The following is a 15,023-nucleotide window of genomic DNA, read 5'->3' as shown; positions in this document are numbered from 1 at the left end:
AGAGCTTTATGAACCGTCTGGTGCGCAGTGCAACCCTTTCCGGTTACCAGGAGGTGGCGCGCTCGGCGGGGCTCGACCCGCTGCCGCTCCTGGCCGAAGCCGGCATCCCCCGCAGCACGCTGGACTTCGCCGACAGCCTTATCTCCGCGAGTGCCGCCTGCCGTCTCCTTGAGAAGTCGGCAGCCGCTTCTGGCGCCGAGGACTTCGGCCTGCGCATGTGCGAGAGCCGCGAGATTTCGATCCTCGGACCGCTCGGCATGGTCGTGCGGGACTCCCCCACGCTGCGTGAGGCGCTGGCCGCCATGGTCCGCTACCTCGCGCTGCACAGCGAGGCGGCGCTCCTCGACTTCGAGGAGAACGAGAGCATCTTCGTGCTCCGCATGTACCTGTTGTTCGACGACATCGGGCCGACGCGGCAGGCCGACGAGATGGTGCTCGGCGCGCTGTACCGGGTGCTGCAGGAACTGCTCGGCCCGGCCTGGCGCGCGCGGCAGATCTGCCTGTCGCACAGTGCCCCCAGGCAGATGGCGACCCATCTGCGCATCTTCGGCAGCGCGGTGACCTTTGGCCACGACTTCAACGGGATCGTGTGCGATCGCAGGGACCTGGATGCCGTTCCGCCCGCCGCGCACCCGACCCTGGCCAGGTATGCGCGGGATTACCTGGACTCGCTGCTGGCGCGAACCAACCAGTCGCTCGCCGAAAAAGTCCGGCGGATGGTGTTCTCGCTGCTCAGGACCGGGAATTGCAGCATCGAACGGGTGGCCGTCCAGCTAGGCATCGACCGCCGCACCATCCATCGCAGGCTGCTGCTCGAAGGCATCACCTTCAGCGCCATCCTCGACGAGGTCCGCGCCGCGCTGGCCTTGCAATATCTCGGGCAGAGGGAGCGGCCGATCAGCTACGTCGCCGAACTGCTTGGCTTCTCCATGCACAGCGCGTTCACCCGCTGGTTTCGCGACCGCTTTGGCTGCAGCCCGAGCGTGTGGCGCGCGCAGGCAGGACCGACGCCAGCCCTGCCGCAGCAGGAACACCACGGCATCCGGGATCGCCTGCCAGGATGAGCCGTGGGCCTGCCGGCAGGATCAGGCAGCACCAGACATGCGGTCCAGCGCATCGAGGATGCGCGCGAATCGTCTTTGCACGCCCGCGCGCATGCGATTGGGCGTGAAGACATAGAACTCCCCGCGCACGATCGCCTCCAGCACCTGGTGCGCAACCGCCGCGGGCGGCTCTCCCGCGGCGATGCCCGCCTTCAACTGGTCGCTCGCATGGCGCGAGCGCTCGGCGATCGACGTCCTGACCGGCCCCGGGCAGAGGACGGAAACGCCGATGGCGGAGCCGGCGAGTTCCTGCTCGAGCGCCTCGGACAGCGCGACCACGCATGACTTCGTCGCCGCATAGGCGCCCATACGGATATCGCCGTTCACCCAGAAGCCGGCGCCTGAGGCCGTGTTGACGACATGGGCGGGCTCGCCGTGACTGCGCAGCAGTGGGACGAAATGGCGGATGCCGTGGATCACGCCGAACACGTTGACGCCAAAGACTCGCTGCCAGTCTTTCCCCGACAGTGACGCCAGCCCGCCGCTCATGTCGATGCCGGCATTGTTGAAGACGAGATGGATCCTGCCCAGGGCAGTCCCGAAGGCCGATGCCGCAGCACGGACGTCCGCCTCACACGATACGTCGAGAACGCGCGTGCAGATGCGCCTGCCTGTCACGGCCAGCCGCTCACGGGCCGCCTTCAGCCCGTGCGCGTCGACATCCGCGAGAGCGAGGTCAGCGCCGCGCTCCGCCAGTGCTTCGGCGAGCGCCAGGCCGATGCCCGACGCGGCGCCAGTGATGATGGCCGCCTTGCCGCGGAAATCCGTGATGCCCGTGCGGGCGAGTGCGACTTGCGCGTCGCCGGGCGCGCGCGGTTCGCCGTGTCGGGGGGCTGTCGGTTGGGGCATCATGGGCGAGTCGATGTTGTCTGCGGGAATCATGCCAAGGTCGGATCGGGAGACAGCCGGACGAGTTGCTTGCCGACGTTTCTTCCGCTGAACAGCCGGTTCAGGGCGGCCGGCGCCTGCCCGATGCCATCGACAATATCGACCCTGTACCGGAGCTCCCCGGCACGAATCCATTGCGCCAGGGCATCGACCGCCTCCGGGAACCGCGCACGGTAGTCGGAGACCAGGAAACCCTCGACCCGCGCCCGCTTCATGATGATGTTGCGGAACATCTTCGGGCTCCACCAGTCGCCTTGCGCGTTGTACGTGGAGATCATGCCGCATAGGGCGATGCGCGCGCCCACGTTCATCAGCGTCAGCACCGCGTCCATGGTGTCGCCGCCAACGTTCTCGAAGTCGACGTCGATGCCGTCCGGGCATGCCGCCCGCAGGTCGGCGAGCACGTTGCCCGCCTTGTAGTCGACGCAGGCATCGAGGCCGAATTCCTCCCTGACGAGGCGACACTTGTCGGCCCCGCCGGCGACGCCCACCACACGGCACCCCGCGATCCGGGCAATCTGTGCGGCGATCGAGCCGACGCCGCCCGCGGCCGCCGAGACGACGACGGTGTCGCCGGCCTTCGGACGGGCGACGTCGAGCATGCCGAAGTAGGCGGTCATGCCGGCGTTGCCCAGCACGCTCGCGAACGCGGACAGCGGCAGGTCGTACTCCAGCGAGATGCGCCGCGCGGTCCTGCTCACCGAGTACTCTTCCCAGGCCATGCCGCCCTCGACGACGTCTCCCGCCTTGAAGTCCGGATGGTTGGACTCGACTACAACGCCCATCGTGCCGCCGCGCATGACCTCGCCGATCGCCACCGGCGGCATGTACTGGTCGATATGGCTCATCCAGACCCGGTTGGTCGGCGCCACCATCAAGTAGATGTTGCGCACCAGGATCTCGCCGTCGCCGGGCACCGGTAGCGGCGTCTCGACGAGCTCCAGGTCTCCCTCGCTGAGGTCGCCGACCGGGCGGTGCCTGAGTACCCAACGTCGATTCATCGTTTTCATCAAATTCCTCCAGGCCGGGACTGGCGTCCCGGCAATGACAAGATTGTGGCGAATTAGTCCTGCACCGCCCCATAGACGACGTTGCGCAGGAATGCCCGATACCAGGCGCGCGTGGCGATGTCGTTTTCCTGGAGCATCAGGACCGCGATCAGCTCCTCCCGGGGATCGGCCCAGAAGTAGGTCCCGAGCGCTCCGCCCCAGAAAAAATCGCCGTTCGAACCTGGCACGGGGCACAGGCCTGCGGCGTGCCGCACGCCGACGCCGAGCCCATAGCCCTGCCCCAACTCGGGCAATGGCGCGTTGATGCCCAGCCCCTGGGTCGAGCCGCCGTGGCCGACGCCCGCCGGCAGGTGGTCACAGAGCATCAGCTCGACGCTCTTGCGCGAGAGCAAGCGCACGCCGTCGAGCATGCCGCCGTTCAGCAGCATCTGGCAAAAGCGCGCGTAGTCCCCGGCTGTCGACAACAGGCCGGCGCCGCCGGAATGCCAACGGGGCGGATTGCGCTCGTCATAGTCAAATAAGGCAGCGGGCGCGCCGCCACGCTGCCGCAATGGCAGCGCAAGGCCCGCTCCCGCCTGTGCGGCCAGCCGGAAGCCGGTCGCGTGCATGCGCAGCGGACCGGTCACGCGATCGGCGATGAAGCGCTCGAGGTCCATGCCGGACACGATCTCGATGACGCGCCCCAGCACATCGGTGGACATGCCGTACTCGAATGCGGTCCCTGGCTGGCATTGCAGCGGCAGGGTTGCCAGCGTTGCCACCATCCCGGCATTGGTCTGGCCGGGATGCATGAGATCGCTGTCGCGATACCGCCGCTGCACCAACGAATCGCCGAACTGCCCGTAGGTAAGGCCTGACGTGTGTCGGAACAGGTCATGCACGGTGATCGAGCGGGACAGCGGCTCCAGCATCAGGCTCCGTTGCCCTGTACGCGTGTCGACGTGCTCGACGCCAACCTCCAGGCCGCCAAATTCCGGGATATACCGCTCGACCGGATCGCACAGCGCCAGCCGGCCCTCTTCCACCAGCGTCAGCGCCGCCACGCTGACGACCGGGCGCGTCATCGCCGCGATCCGGAAGACCGAATGGCGCTGCATCATGCGCGCCGGATCGTCCCGCTCCTCGAAGCCAGCCGCCTCGTACCAGGCGACTCGCCCTTTCCTCGCCACCAGCACGACCGCGCCGGGGATCATTCCCTGGTCAATATCGCGATGGAGCACCGAAGCGATCGCCTGCAGCCGGCACGAGGAAAGCCCGACATCTTCCGGCGAGTGGGCCGGCTCCAGCGGCCAGGATGAAGAACGCAAGACAGGCTCCTTGATTCGTCGATGCACGCTGCCCTGCGGTGGGGCGGCTCACATCGTTAGGGATGTGTGGCGATTCTAGAAGGCGCTTAGGGTTGACCGGTTGATGCCCGGGGTCATCGCCTTGACCATTCGGGACAGCGGAAAAAGCCGGCGCTACGCGGATGGGATGGCGCTGCGGCACGCCATCAGCGACGGACGCAGCAAAGCGCAGAGCGCTAACGGTCGGCCCGGACCGGGCCCGGGCCGTTGCTCGCATCAGGGCAGGATGTGGTAAGTCTTGACGATGCCGGCATTGCGCTCGTACTCGGTCCGCAATCCCTGGCCAAGTTGCGCGGGAGTCTGGGCAGGCATCGGCTCGAAGCCGAGGGAGGCGACCCGGTCCCGCACCTTGGGCGTCGACGCCGCCTTGTCGACTGCTGCCTGGATTTTCTGCACCAGTTCTGCCGGGACGTGGGAGGAGACGAAGGCACCGGCCCAGTTGCTGAAGTCCAGGTCCGCATAGCCCAGTTCGGTGAAGGTCGGCACCTGGGGCAGCAGGGGCGACCGCTCCTTCGATGCGATCGCGAATGCCTGCAACTTGCCGGCCCGGATCATCGGCAAGGAGGACACCATGCCGTCGTACATGACGGCGATCTGCCCGCCCATCACCTGGGCCAGCGCCGGCGGGGAGCCGGCGAACGGCACGTGCTGCAGGTCCATGCCAGACTTCTGGTTCATGATGACACCGGCATAGTGGGCGACCGTGCCTGCGCTGTAGGTGGCGAAGCTCAGCTTGCCCGGGTTGTCCTTCACGTAGCGGATCAGGCCCTGCAGGTCCCTGGGCGGCAGGCTGGTCGAACCGACCAGCACCAGGCGCGCCTTGCCGACCGCCGCGACAGGCTTCACGTCCTGCATGGGATCGAACGAGACCTTCATCACATGCGGGATCTCGGTCAGCACGTTGGTGGTCGCAACCAGGATGGTCTGCCCGTCAGCCGGCGCCGATAGCAGGGTATTGATGGCAATGCCGCCTCCGGCACCGGGCTTGTTGTCGACCACCACGGCCTGGCCAAGGTCTGTCGTCAGTTGATCGGACAGCACACGGGCCAGCACATCCATGGACCCGCCGGCGGGCGCCGGTACGAGGATCCTGACTGGCTTGGTGGTCCATGCCATCGCAGCGGGCATGGCCAGGGCCATGACGGCGGCGACGGCGGCCATGCGGATCCGGGAGAAGGCGCGGCAATGTTGCATGAGTAACTCCGTAGTCGATACAGTGTGTAGAACGTCCTTGGCCCCGGTAATGTGCGGCAAGTTCCAATACATGGACGGGATCGGGAACAGGGCGGCGTCGTAGCTGTGCTCGTGTCCGAGCCCGACCGCAGATTCGCCTTCCCCGGCCAGGCCTACACGTCAAGCCACGACGCGCAGCGGCAGGTTCCTCTGCCCCGTCGCCCGGTTGGGCGCCATGCCATTGGCGGCCAACGTCTCGTCGGCGCTGTCGTACCAGGTGCCGATACGGTAGATCTCGCGGGCTTCCTTGCCCGAGGCGATCTCGCGGCCCAGTTCCTTGGCCACGCGCACGCACTGTTCGATCTGCTGCACCGAGCTCATGCGGTTGCCGTGCTGGTCGATGATGGTGTCCTCGATGCCGCAGCGCGGGTGAAGACCCATCGACATCGCCATCATGTTGAACGGCAGCACGTTCTTCAGCAGGGACTCTGCGGTCAGCGTGCAACCGTCCGGCGCGCGGTGGACGAAGTTGAAGAAGTTGAACGGGTTGGGGCCGTCGAAGCCGCCGCCGATGCCGATCCAGGTCAGGTTCAGCGGGCCTTTGTAAATACCGGCGCGCACCATGCGGTCCAGCGTCTCCATGGCGTGGATGCCGGTGAGCTGGAAGTGGGGCTGGATGCCCGAAGCCTGCAGGCGGCGCAGGTGCTCCTCCACCCAGCCCGGGCCAGCCGGCACAGTCATCTCGCGGTAAGCCGCCTGGTAGGCCGGAAGTTCGAGCGATGTACCCTTCAGGTATTCCGGGTACAGCAGCTCCATGATGTTCATCTGCGTGGTGTTGATCGCCACGGTGACTTGGTCCGGCTTCGGATCCAGCTCAGCCAGCATGTGGCGGGTGTCGTCCGACAGCCACTGGGCTGCCTGGCCTTCGTCTTCCGGCGCGAAGGAGATCGAGCCGCCCACCTGGATGATCATGTCGGGCACCGCGGCGCGCACGCCCGCGATCAGCTCGTTGAACTTGGACAGGCGCTTGGAGCCCTTTCCATCCAGTTCGCGCACGTGCAGGTGCAGCACGGTGGCGCCGGCGTTGTAGCAATCGACGGCCTTTTGGACCTGCTCTTCCATCGTCACCGGAATGTCTTCCGGGAAATCCTCCGGCATCCATTCGGGGCCGTACGGGGCCACGGTGATGACCACCTTGTCCTGGTTTTCGGGGTGCAGGGAATCGTCGAGAAATTGCATATATGTTCCAGATGTCGGTTTAACTGCTGCAGACAGGTGGCGCGGCTTTTGCACTACCTAGGAAATCGAGTTCCACTGCAAAAATAGCCGTCAATGGCGCCAGGAGATTTGACAAGCCGGGACGTTCGCTTGACATTTCGGGGCGGCAAGGGAAAACACGAAGGCGGCTGCGGACGCGGCGCCTTGCAATGGGCCTTTAGCACGGCTCGTGGTACACGGGGCGAGGATGGCGGGCGGGACAAAGGAGGTCGGTCCAGTAGCGCCGCGGCGTCGCCCTGACGGCCGGAAGTGGCGGGATCCCCAGCATCTGAATCCATACCGAACGATCCCAGGGGAGCGTCAAATACCGCGATTTTCGCCGCTGGCGATATTGCTGTGGAATTGCATGTACGTCTCGCTCACCGCATCACGCAGCGGCGTGCGCGGGTGGCGGCCGATCAGGCCTCCCAGCGCAGTAGTGTCATATTCAGCGCGAAGGAGGGGCGGAGGTCCGCCGCAGGTCAGCGATCGCCGCGGATCACTGCTACGCGCGACGACTCAGAGTCACTCATTAGCAGGCGCAGGCGGCGCACGTCGGAGCTCGCGTCGAAGGCGACTATGGGCACCGAGAAGACAGTGAGCAACCGTTGGCCTAAGTCCTATTTCGGTCGGAAGGCTTGGCCGATGACCGTTCATGGCCGGTAAGTGATCGTGGCAGGTAGCCGGCTGGCTACTACAGGTAGAGGTCGTTTCTGGGCACTTGAGCTTGCGCGATCGTCCTTACGCTGGGTAATCAGATCTGGGCGCACCAACTACCGACCCTCTATCGATGAAGGGCGCAATGCTTCTCGCACGGGGCCGCTGCTTTTCTACATGCGGCAAGCGCAAATGGCAGCTTCCGGCTGTCGTTGGGGAGCGGCTTCCGCCTGGGCGGCCATGGACGGTCCACGTATCCATCGCTGGTCCGCGGGCGTACTTACATTCTCAGCCCCGCCCGAAATATGGCGAAAAAGTCTCTAATGTAGAGATATCTACATCGTTGAAATGCGAGCTATGGCCCTCTAACATGCGCTCATGACTGCGTTCACCGATTCCTGGGCTTTGCTGATCGTCACGCTACCAACCTCCGGCGCCACCGCCCGGATGCGGATCTGGCGCGCGATCAAGACAATTGGTTGCGCCGCACTGCGTGACGGCGCCTACCTTTTGCCCGCAGGTGATGAGCAAATCGCCCAGTTGCGCGAGCTGGCCGACGAGGCCCGCCAGGAAGACGGCCAGGCCTGGCTTTTGAATGTCCGCGCCGCCAATCCGGAGGAAGAGACCGCTTTCCGGGCGTTGTTCGACCGCAGCGCTGACTATGCCGAACTTCAGGCTGCCCTGTCAGATGCGCGCAAGTCGCTTTCCGATCAAAGCAGCGCCGAACTCAATCGCCTGCTGCGCCGTCACGGACGTGCCTACGCAGCGATCCGCACGATCGACTTCTTCCCCAATGAGGTGTCGACCCGTGCCGAAGCCCAATGGAATGACTTCAGCCGCGCCATCGAGACCATCCAGTCTCCGGGCGAACCGCAGGCGCTCACGCGAGCAATCGCTCGTAGGGATCCTGCCCAGTATCAAGGGCGGCTTTGGGCCACGCGCCGCCACCTCTGGGTGGATCGCGTGGCAAGCGCCTGGCTGATCCAGCGCTTCATCGATCCCCACGCCCGGTTCCTGTGGCTGGGAAGCCCCGCCGATTGCCCTGACGATGCGCTGGGCTTCGATTTCGACGACGCGACCTTCACGCATGTGGGCGAGCGCGTTTCATTTGAAGTGCTGCTGTCGAGCTTCGGCCTCGAGTCCGACCGCGGGCTTAGCCGGCTCGGCACCATGGTCCATGCGCTGGACATTGGCGGCATTTCGGTACCGGAAGCCAGCGGCTTTGAAGCCATGCTGGCCGGCGCACGAGCGCGCCTGGCGGACGACGACGCGCTGCTGGCGGAAATCGGCACGGTGCTGGATTCGCTTTACGCACACTTCTCCACCAACAAAAAGCCCTGACTTCAACCTTCGTCCAAGATCCCGTTATGAATCGCATGCAACAAGCCGGCATGGCTCCGCCGGACGTCTCGGAACGGCCCGCCTACACCCTCTGGCAACTCGTGCTCTATTTCCTTCGCCTGGGCACGTTCGGCTTTGGCGGGCCCGTCGCGCTGGCCGGCTATATGCACCGCGACCTCGTGGAGCGGCGAGGCTGGATCAGCGATGGCGACTATAAGGAAGGCATAGCGCTCGCACAACTGGCGCCCGGGCCGATGGCAGCGCAACTGGCGATCTACCTCGGCTACGTCCACTATCGAGTCCTCGGTGCCACGCTGATCGGCCTGGCATTCGTGCTGCCGTCGTTCCTGATGGTGCTGGCGCTAGGCTGGGCCTATGTCCGGTTTGGCGGGCTGACCTGGATGCAATCCGTGTTCTATGGCGTGGGCGCCGCCGTCATCGGCATCATCGCCATCAGCGCCTACAAGCTGACGACAAAGAGCGTGGGCAAGGACAAACTGCTGTGGGCAATTTACCTGGTGCTGGCTGCAGTGACCATCGTCACAGAGTCCGAAATCGCCTGGCTGTTCGTGGCAGCCGGCGTGCTTGCCTGGTTTTGGCGCGCCCCACCCAAATGGCTGCACCAGGGTGGCGCCAATGCGCTCGCGGTCACGCAGGTACCGGCCGCGAGCGGCCTGCTGAGCACGCTGGACTGGCCGCTACTCACTCAGATCGGCGTGTTCTTTGCCAAGGCAGGCGCCTTTGTCTTCGGCTCTGGACTCGCCATCGTGCCATTCCTCTACGGCGGTGTCGTGACGGAACATCACTGGCTCAACGACAAGCAATTCGTCGATGCGGTAGCCGTGGCCATGATCACGCCTGGCCCGGTGGTCATCACGGTCGGCTTCATCGGTTACCTGGTGGCCGGGCTGCCCGGCGCCTGCGTGGCGGCACTTGCGACCTTTCTACCCTGCTACCTGTTCACGGTACTGCCGGCCCCTTACTTCAAGAAGTACGGAAAGCTGCCGGGCATCCTGGCCTTTGTCGATGGCGTCACGGCGGCTGCGATTGGCGCCATCACCGGTGCAGTGTTCGTACTGGCCAAGCGCTCGATTGTCGACGTTCCGACCATCCTGCTGGCGCTGGGCACGGTCGCGTTGCTGCTGAAATTCAAGAAGCTGCCTGAGCCAGTCATCATCATCTGCGCCGCGCTGATCGGCCTTGCCATTTATCCGGTGCTGCATCACTGAACCACACGAACCAGGGGACACCATGAGTTACGAAATGAAACCACTGGCATGCGATCCCGCCCGGCTTTCGGGCCTGTCGGAGAAACTGATCGTCAGCCATTACGAAAACAACTATGGCGGCGCGGTGAAGCGACTGAATGCGATTACCGCAGAGCTGTCAACACTCGACGTTGCAGCCACACCGGTCTTTGTGCTGAACGGCCTGAAGCGCGAAGAACTGATTGCAACGAACTCCATGATCCTGCATGAGGTGTACTTCGACAGCCTCGGCGACGGCGGCAGTCTAGGCGGCGAACTGGAAGCGGCGCTCGTGCGCGATTTCGGCTCTGTCGCGCGCTGGCGAGCGGAGTTCACCGCCATGGGCAAGGCACTTGGCGGCGGCTCGGGCTGGGTACTGCTGACTTACTCCCCGCGCGACGCTCGGCTGGTCAACCAGTGGGCTTCTGACCACGCCCATACGCTGGCTGGCGCGACGCCGATCCTGGCGCTGGATATGTACGAGCACTCCTACCACATGGACTATGGTGCGAAAGCCGCGGCCTATGTCGATGCGTTCATGCAGAACATCAATTGGGCAAGGGTCGCCGATCGCTTCGGAGGGGTGAGCAAATAGTCAGGGGGAATTCCGACCGCCTAGACCTAGCCTCACCTCGACGAACCAGAGCGGAGACCACCATGAAATGGATTACCCGGGAGCGCCCCAAGATCGACCGCATCGCTTGCCCGTGGCTCATCGCCCGGTTCATCGACGAGGCGCCGGAATTTCTCTATGTGCCCGCCGGCGACGTTTTGCGCGTGGCAGGCGAGACCGGCGCCATTCCCTATGACATCCCCGGGGTGGAGCTGTCGCATGCCGGTGAGCTATGCAGCTTTGATGCCTTCCTGGACAAGTACGGCCTGCCCGATCCCGCCTTGCGGCAACTGGCAGAGATCGTGCGCGGCGCCGATACGTCGAAGCTCGACCTGACGCCACAGTCCAGCGGACTCTATGCGATTTCCCTTGGCCTCTCGCAGGTGTATGCCGACGATCACGAGATGCTCGGCCATGGCATGGTGATGTACGACGCGCTCTATGCGTGGTGTCAGCACTGCCAAGCGGAGACCCACCGCTGGCCGCCGAAGATGCCTGCCTGAACGCTGCGCCCACCATCAGCCAGGAGTTGCCACATGAAGCCGATTCTCCTCATTGCATTATTGCTGGGGATGGCCATACCGGCCATGGGCGAGACCATCCTGTTCAGTCAGCAGCGCCCCGGCGTATTGCCCGCCGGTTGGGTGTGCGGCGTCACCGGGCACGGCAATCCGAATTGGACCATTGAACGCGACACGACGCGCCCAAACCTCGGCAATGTGCTCAGGCAATCGGGGTCCGGCGACTTCCCCTGGTGTGTGAAACAGGACGTTTCCCTGGCCGACGGCTTCGTGGAGGCGCGGTTCAAGCCCGTCGCCGGCCGCGAGGATCAAGCGGGTGGCGTCGTCTGGCGCTGGAAGGATGGGAACAACTACTATGTCGCCCGGGCCAATGCGCTGGAGGGTAATGTGTCGCTGTACTACACGACGGGCGGCCGCAGGCACACGATCCGCTATCGTGATGCGCCCGTTGCCCCCGGCATCTGGCATTTGCTGCACGTGGAATTTACCGGCCCGCGCATCCGGGTGGCGCTCGATGGCAAGCTGTACATCGACACCTCGGACGAGCATATCCCGGGCGCCGGTGCCATCGGAGTCTGGACCAAGGCGGACAGCGTGACCCTCTTTGATGCCATCTCGTTTGGCAGCAACGACACCAGATAAGGCGGCAGGCGCCATGTCAGGCTGCAATCCACGCAGCAGTCCGCCCTCGCCAACTGGCCTTGATGCCACACAGGCAAGTCAGGCTCGTCATGTTTGTGGATAAGGACCACCCCTTGAGCGCCAACAGTAGCTGGCTCGAACGCATCGCGCTGCCCTCCGGCGTTCACCCTGACGCCTTGCCGCTGCTTGCCGGCCGCGCGCTGCGTGGCATCTGTGATGGCTATACTGCGGTGCTGTTGCCGACCTACCTGCTGGCGCTTGGCTTCGATTCGATGGCAGTTGGGCTCATCAGCAGCGCAACGCTGATCGGCTCTGCCCTCGCCACGATCCTGATAGGGATCGTCGGACACCGCTACCCGCAACGCCGCTTGCTGATGCTGGCGGCTGCCCTGATGTTTGCGACTGGCCTGGGCTTTGCGGGCTTCTCCACGCTGTGGCCGCTTCTGGTGATTGCCTTCGTCGGCACGCTTAACCCTGGCTCCGGTGATGTCAGTGTCTTCCTGCCGTTGGAACACGCGCGGCTAGCGGAATCGGCATCGCCTGACACCCGGACAGCGCTGTTCGCCCGCTACGGCCTGATCGGCGCATTTTCATCCGCTTTGGGGGCACTGGCAGCGGCGATACCGGCATGGCTAGTCGAGCAATCCTGGCTGTCCTCGCTCGATGCGATGCGTCTGATGTTCGTCTTCTACGGGATCATAGGGCTGCTGCTGTGGCGTCTCTATGCGCGCGTACCTGTCACGCAGCCGCATGCAGCGGCGACCACGGCGACAACACCATTGGGTCCGTCCCGTCCGATCGTACTACGCCTGGCCATGCTGTTCAGCGTGGACGCGTTCGCGGGCGGGCTGGTCGTCAATTCGCTGCTGTCGCTGTGGCTGATGCAGCGTTTCGGCCTGAGTCCTGCCGCGACCGGCCAGTTCTTCTTCCTGGCAGGAATGCTGACGACGCTCTCCCAGCTCGCTGCGGTGCCGCTGGCGCGAAAGATCGGCCTGCTCAACACGATGGTGTTTACGCATATCCCGTCCAGCCTGTGCCTGATTGCAGCCGCCTTCGCGCCCACGCTGACACTTAGCCTGGCCTTGCTGCTGGCTCGCAGCGCGCTGTCGCAAATGGATGTGCCGACCCGGACGGCTTATGTGATGGCCGTTGTCACCCCGCCTGAACGGGCGGCGGCTGCAAGTCTGACCGCAGTGCCGCGCAGCCTGGCTGCGGCCCTCAGTCCTGCGCTCGCCGCCGCGTTGATGGCCTACGGCTATGCCAGCACGCCGCTGGTCGCCTGCGGCCTGCTGAAGATCTTCTACGACCTCGCGATGCTGCGCGCGTTCCGTCGGGTCAAGCCACTCAACTGACCATCGGAGCCGGATGTGGACCTACTGGACTGGATCACAGCAGTGCTGGCCGCGATCGTCGTTGTCGCAGCGCTGAAGTATCCGATCCATAGTGGTGGCGAAAGGGACGACGAGGAGTCGTCGGATGATGAGGAGCGCTAGCTCCGCCTTACCTCAGCCGAGGGACATCAATGCTATCCTCCCCCCCAGGATAGGGGCCACCATGGCGACGCACGCCACGCACCCCGAAATCATCAAGCGCCTGAAGCGCGCCGAAGGCCATCTGAGGCGCATCATCGGCATGCTCGAAGAAGAGCGGCCGTGCGTGGAGGTCGCGCAGCAGTTGCAGGCGGTGGAATCCGCCGTGGCAAATGCCAAGAAAACGCTGGTCCATGACCATATCGACCATTGCCTTGACGATGCGATTCGCGCCGGTACCCGCACGGCGGACGAAGCGCTGCGTGAGTTCAAGTCCATCAGCAAATATCTGTAAGAGTCACAGTTATGCTGGATGCCCTGGCCAACCGCACCTACCGCCACCTGCTTCTCGCGCAGGTTATCGCACTGATTGGCACCGGGCTGGCGACTGTTGCGCTAGGGTTGCTGGCCTATGACCTGGCTGGCGCGAACGCCGGCACCGTCCTCGGCACAGCGCTGGCGATCAAGATGGTCGCCTATGTCGGTGTCGCACCGGTCGTCGGTGCGTTCGCGAACCGGCTGCCCCGGCGCGCGTTCCTGGTGTCGATGGACTTGGTCCGTGCCGGTGTCGCGGTCTCGCTACCGTTCGTGACCGAAGCCTGGCAAATCTATCTCCTCATTTTCCTACTCCAGTCGGCGTCGGCGGCGTTCACGCCCACGTTCCAGGCGACGATCCCCGACGTTCTGCCCGACGAGAAGGACTACACCAGGGCATTGTCATTGTCGCGGTTGGCGTATGACCTGGAAAGCCTTGCCAGCCCTGCGCTGGCCGCGGCGCTGTTGACGGTGATCGGCTTCCACTGGCTGTTTGCCGGTACCGTCATCGGCTTCCTCGTTTCGGCTGCGCTGGTTGTTTCTGTGCGCCTGCCTCAGTCACGGGCAGTGGAGCGATCGGGAAGCATCTACGCCAAGACATCTCATGGCATGTCGATCTATCTGCGGACGCCGCGCCTCAGGGGCTTGCTTGCGCTGAACCTTGCCGCTGCGGCGGCGAGTTCGATGGTCTTCGTGAATACTGTCGTCTACGTGCAAAGCAAAATGCAGCGGCCCGCCAGCGACGTTCCGATTGCATTGGCTGCGTTCGGATGCGGATCGATGCTCGTGGCATTGCTGCTGCCGAAGTACCTCGACAGGCGGCCCGACAGGCCCGCCATGCTAACCGGTGCTTCGGTCATGGCGCTTGGCTTGCTGGCCGGCATCGCTATCGCGGGGCTGGGAGGGCCGGCTGAATGGCCGACATTCCTTGCAGCCTGGTTCACCATCGGCATTGGTTACTCGATGACGCTGACGCCCAGCGGGCGCTTGCTGCGTCGCTCGGCAAGCTCGGCCGACCGGCCGGCAATCTTCGCCGCGCAGTTTTCCCTGTCGCATGCGTGCTGGCTGGTCACGTATCCGCTGGCCGGGCAGCTTGGTGCGAGGCTGGGCATGGCGCCGACCTTTGCCGTCCTCGCTGCGCTGACAGTCCTTGGTGTGGGGATTGCCTGGCGGATGTGGCCGGCCGCAGATCACGATATCCTCGACCACAGCCATCCGGCGGATACGGCGCTCGAGGACCACCTGTCTGAAGGCGAGCGCACGGGCAGCCACAGCCACCGGCACGCCTTCACGATTGATGATCTCCATCCCAGATGGCCGGACCTTCACTAGCGCGCATGTCCGTTCGCTCCGGCATCTGATGGTCACAGTGGCTTATGAA

15 protein-coding genes are annotated in these 15,023 nt (G+C 64.6%); 10 read left to right on the top strand and 5 right to left on the bottom strand.

What is annotated here, in order from left to right; all coding sequences use genetic code 11:
* Positions 1 to 8 precede the first annotated feature (8 nt).
* Positions 9 to 1,064 carry an AraC family transcriptional regulator gene (locus ABNX08_RS35205; RefSeq protein WP_022540010.1) on the top strand — a complete coding sequence of 352 codons (1,056 nt, stop codon included), beginning with the start codon at positions 9 to 11 and terminating at the stop codon, positions 1,062 to 1,064.
* 21 nt (positions 1,065 to 1,085) lie between these two features.
* Here the strand turns inward: ABNX08_RS35205 and ABNX08_RS35200 are convergent, their stop codons facing one another.
* The 5 genes from ABNX08_RS35200 to ABNX08_RS35180 all read right to left on the bottom strand — a co-directional run bounded on the left by ABNX08_RS35200 (position 1,086) and on the right by ABNX08_RS35180 (position 6,759).
* The gene (locus ABNX08_RS35200; RefSeq protein ID WP_349607084.1) at positions 1,086 to 1,985 is read right to left on the bottom strand and encodes an SDR family NAD(P)-dependent oxidoreductase; all 900 of its coding nucleotides are present in this window, start codon (positions 1,983 to 1,985) and stop codon (positions 1,086 to 1,088) included.
* Positions 1,982 to 3,001 (bottom strand): NADP-dependent oxidoreductase, encoded by a 1,020-nt coding sequence (locus tag ABNX08_RS35195; RefSeq protein WP_022540008.1) that lies wholly within the window; start codon positions 2,999 to 3,001, stop codon positions 1,982 to 1,984. Before ABNX08_RS35195 ends, ABNX08_RS35200 begins: the two co-directional genes overlap by 4 nt.
* A gap of 53 nt (positions 3,002 to 3,054) precedes the next feature.
* Entirely contained in the window at positions 3,055 to 4,308 is a 1,254-nt protein-coding gene (locus ABNX08_RS35190; protein ID WP_022540007.1) for a serine hydrolase, read from the bottom strand.
* Between the two features lie 255 nt (positions 4,309 to 4,563).
* Positions 4,564 to 5,541: a tripartite tricarboxylate transporter substrate binding protein gene (locus tag ABNX08_RS35185; protein ID WP_349607083.1), complete on the bottom strand. Its 978-nt coding sequence runs from the start codon at positions 5,539 to 5,541 to the stop codon at positions 4,564 to 4,566.
* A 159-nt stretch (positions 5,542 to 5,700) separates the two neighbouring features.
* On the bottom strand, positions 5,701 to 6,759 hold the full coding sequence (locus ABNX08_RS35180) for a 3-keto-5-aminohexanoate cleavage protein (protein ID WP_349607082.1): 1,059 nt from the start codon (positions 6,757 to 6,759) through the stop codon (positions 5,701 to 5,703).
* Between the two features lie 1,053 nt (positions 6,760 to 7,812).
* Between ABNX08_RS35180 and ABNX08_RS35175 the strand changes: the two genes are divergently transcribed.
* From ABNX08_RS35175 to ABNX08_RS35135, 9 genes are all read left to right on the top strand, one after another.
* Positions 7,813 to 8,775 carry a chromate resistance protein ChrB domain-containing protein gene (locus ABNX08_RS35175; RefSeq protein ID WP_022540002.1) on the top strand — a complete coding sequence of 321 codons (963 nt, stop codon included), beginning with the start codon at positions 7,813 to 7,815 and terminating at the stop codon, positions 8,773 to 8,775.
* Between the two features lie 35 nt (positions 8,776 to 8,810).
* Positions 8,811 to 10,004, top strand: coding sequence for a chromate transporter (locus tag ABNX08_RS35170; protein WP_349607102.1), 1,194 nt, complete (start codon positions 8,811 to 8,813; stop codon positions 10,002 to 10,004).
* Positions 10,005 to 10,026: 22 nt separating this feature from the next.
* Entirely contained in the window at positions 10,027 to 10,617 is a 591-nt protein-coding gene (locus ABNX08_RS35165) for a superoxide dismutase (RefSeq protein WP_022540000.1), read from the top strand.
* A gap of 62 nt (positions 10,618 to 10,679) precedes the next feature.
* The gene (locus ABNX08_RS35160) at positions 10,680 to 11,138 is read left to right on the top strand and encodes a chromate resistance protein ChrB domain-containing protein (protein WP_022539999.1); all 459 of its coding nucleotides are present in this window, start codon (positions 10,680 to 10,682) and stop codon (positions 11,136 to 11,138) included.
* A 33-nt stretch (positions 11,139 to 11,171) separates the two neighbouring features.
* Positions 11,172 to 11,798: a hypothetical protein gene (locus ABNX08_RS35155; protein ID WP_022539998.1), complete on the top strand. Its 627-nt coding sequence runs from the start codon at positions 11,172 to 11,174 to the stop codon at positions 11,796 to 11,798.
* A gap of 89 nt (positions 11,799 to 11,887) precedes the next feature.
* The gene (locus ABNX08_RS35150) at positions 11,888 to 13,150 is read left to right on the top strand and encodes an MFS transporter (protein WP_051370052.1); all 1,263 of its coding nucleotides are present in this window, start codon (positions 11,888 to 11,890) and stop codon (positions 13,148 to 13,150) included.
* A 15-nt stretch (positions 13,151 to 13,165) separates the two neighbouring features.
* Complete coding sequence (locus ABNX08_RS35145; RefSeq protein WP_349607080.1) at positions 13,166 to 13,291, top strand: hypothetical protein; 126 nt, start codon at positions 13,166 to 13,168, stop codon at positions 13,289 to 13,291.
* Positions 13,292 to 13,352: 61 nt separating this feature from the next.
* The gene (locus ABNX08_RS35140; protein WP_349607079.1) at positions 13,353 to 13,622 is read left to right on the top strand and encodes a metal-sensing transcriptional repressor; all 270 of its coding nucleotides are present in this window, start codon (positions 13,353 to 13,355) and stop codon (positions 13,620 to 13,622) included.
* Positions 13,623 to 13,633: 11 nt separating this feature from the next.
* The gene (locus ABNX08_RS35135; RefSeq protein WP_349607078.1) at positions 13,634 to 14,974 is read left to right on the top strand and encodes an MFS transporter; all 1,341 of its coding nucleotides are present in this window, start codon (positions 13,634 to 13,636) and stop codon (positions 14,972 to 14,974) included.
* Positions 14,975 to 15,023 lie beyond the last annotated feature (49 nt).

This window comes from Cupriavidus sp. DF5525 (genome assembly GCF_040149425.2).
Taxonomy (GTDB): domain Bacteria; phylum Pseudomonadota; class Gammaproteobacteria; order Burkholderiales; family Burkholderiaceae; genus Cupriavidus; species Cupriavidus pickettii_A.
This window is presented reverse-complemented; position numbering and strand designations above follow the sequence as displayed.

Coding starts and splice junctions, on each gene's coding strand:
- ABNX08_RS35205 (WP_022540010.1), top strand. CDS start 9: ATGAACCGTCTGGTGCGCAGTGCAACCCTTTCCGGTTACCAGGAGGTG.
- ABNX08_RS35200 (WP_349607084.1), bottom strand. CDS start 1,985: ATGATTCCCGCAGACAACATCGACTCGCCCATGATGCCCCAACCGACA.
- ABNX08_RS35195 (WP_022540008.1), bottom strand. CDS start 3,001: ATGAAAACGATGAATCGACGTTGGGTACTCAGGCACCGCCCGGTCGGC.
- ABNX08_RS35185 (WP_349607083.1), bottom strand. CDS start 5,541: ATGCAACATTGCCGCGCCTTCTCCCGGATCCGCATGGCCGCCGTCGCC.
- ABNX08_RS35180 (WP_349607082.1), bottom strand. CDS start 6,759: ATGCAATTTCTCGACGATTCCCTGCACCCCGAAAACCAGGACAAGGTG.
- ABNX08_RS35175 (WP_022540002.1), top strand. CDS start 7,813: ATGACTGCGTTCACCGATTCCTGGGCTTTGCTGATCGTCACGCTACCA.
- ABNX08_RS35170 (WP_349607102.1), top strand. CDS start 8,811: ATGCAACAAGCCGGCATGGCTCCGCCGGACGTCTCGGAACGGCCCGCC.
- ABNX08_RS35165 (WP_022540000.1), top strand. CDS start 10,027: ATGAGTTACGAAATGAAACCACTGGCATGCGATCCCGCCCGGCTTTCG.
- ABNX08_RS35160 (WP_022539999.1), top strand. CDS start 10,680: ATGAAATGGATTACCCGGGAGCGCCCCAAGATCGACCGCATCGCTTGC.
- ABNX08_RS35155 (WP_022539998.1), top strand. CDS start 11,172: ATGAAGCCGATTCTCCTCATTGCATTATTGCTGGGGATGGCCATACCG.
- ABNX08_RS35150 (WP_051370052.1), top strand. CDS start 11,888: ATGTTTGTGGATAAGGACCACCCCTTGAGCGCCAACAGTAGCTGGCTC.
- ABNX08_RS35140 (WP_349607079.1), top strand. CDS start 13,353: ATGGCGACGCACGCCACGCACCCCGAAATCATCAAGCGCCTGAAGCGC.
- ABNX08_RS35135 (WP_349607078.1), top strand. CDS start 13,634: ATGCTGGATGCCCTGGCCAACCGCACCTACCGCCACCTGCTTCTCGCG.